This window comes from Alcanivorax sp. HI0044 (assembly GCF_001634945.1).
Genome location: NZ_LWEZ01000762.1, coordinates 1 through 434, shown reverse-complemented (window position 1 = coordinate 434; position 434 = coordinate 1). Strand labels below are relative to the sequence as shown.

Below are 434 nucleotides of genomic sequence, written 5' to 3'. Positions count from 1 at the left end.
AGATCAGTGCGATTAATGGCCCCTGGGTGGCGTTGATTACCAGCAGTCGACTGCTTGCGGCGTTCACCGCCTGTTTGGCCTGACAGGTCCAGCCCAGGCAGTCCGTGTGAAAACGATTAACGGTGAGCTGGCCATTACCGGTCTCGTAGGCGACAAAGCCGGGTCCTTCCTGCAGGGCAATCGTGGCGGTCTGTGTGGTGTCCATGGACAGGGGAAGCTTGGTGCCCACCGGGTGCGAACCCTGGGAAGGGTCGTCCATGTAATGGTCGATGTTCACCGCGTTGTAGCGCGGGTTCATCTTGAAGAAAAAGTTTTCCCCGCCGAGCGTGAAAAAGCTGAAATTTTCCCAGCCTTTTGCCCATTCCTTATGCCAGGTCATGGCCACGCCAAGCGGGGTGTTGGGAGGCACCGTGAGTTGATAAAGGCGGCTGGTG

Annotated in this window: 1 protein-coding gene; it reads right to left on the bottom strand. The window is 57.8% G+C overall.

Annotated features, from left to right (window positions below):
- On the bottom strand, positions 1-434 hold a 434-nt coding region (locus tag A3730_RS31365; protein WP_197477391.1), incomplete at both ends, for a hypothetical protein.